The sequence below is a fragment of the Pseudoalteromonas sp. S3260 genome (assembly GCF_005886925.1).
Lineage (GTDB): Bacteria > Pseudomonadota > Gammaproteobacteria > Enterobacterales > Alteromonadaceae > Pseudoalteromonas > Pseudoalteromonas tetraodonis.
Window position 1 is genome coordinate 1 of record NZ_PNCV01000266.1, and the last position, 371, is coordinate 371.

Sequence of the window (371 nt, forward strand, 5' to 3'; positions counted from 1 at the left end):
AAATGACTTAGTTAAATTATCCAATGCCGCTTTGCTGGCTGCGTAGGCAAGGTGTTTGGCACTGCCTGTCTCGACCACAAAGTCGGTTAAATGAATAATGTCGCCATAGCAATCGCTGTGCTCGAGCATGTCTTGGCAGTGTTGATTGATAAGGTAAGGTACCTTGGCATGAATACGCATCATATTATCGAACAAGGCTGCGTAGTCGTCGTTTTTACTCTCACTATCCCAACTTGATGCGTTATGAATAATAGCGCGTAATTTTGGCGTATGGACTCGTAGCTCATTGATAAAGTGCACAATGCTTTCATCGTCACTAAAATCTGCTTGAATACAAGTAACACCTTGCGCCGCTAGCTCATCTACTGCAT

General features: G+C 43.7%; 1 protein-coding gene. It reads right to left on the minus strand.

Annotation, left to right across the window (positions count from 1 at the left end):
* Positions 1 to 371, minus strand: a 371-nt coding sequence (locus CWC14_RS18420; RefSeq protein ID WP_138564329.1) for an SDR family oxidoreductase, incomplete at both ends; no start/stop codon positions are given.